The 354-nt window shown below is 41.8% G+C and carries 1 pseudogene; it reads left to right on the top strand.

From position 1 onward, the window contains the following. Window positions 1–354, top strand: a pseudogene (locus tag HC175_RS21140) (class I SAM-dependent methyltransferase); the annotation flags it as partial.

A 354-nucleotide genomic window follows, 5' to 3' on the forward strand; every position in this document is an offset into this window, starting at 1 on the left:
ATGGAAAGGAATTTTACTCCAACGGGGAAAGAGTTTATTTGGAATGTTCCAACTGTAAAGGCATTTTTGTGAGGAGAGAAGATCTTCCCGATGCCGATAAGGAGAAAGAACGGTATCTATCCCATAACAATGACGTGAATGACCTGCGATACCGGGAGTTTGTTTCTCCCATTGTAAGATCAGTAGTAGAGAATTTTGATCCGCAGGATCATGTGGGGCTTGATTTTGGAGCGGGAACAGGGCCGGTGATAACCAAAATTCTTTCTGAACTTGATTATAAGATTTCAGCCTATGATCCATTCTTCCTCCCCGATGCAGATCTACTGAAAAATTCTTATGACTTTATTGCCTGCT

This window comes from Salinimicrobium oceani, from assembly GCF_012037645.1.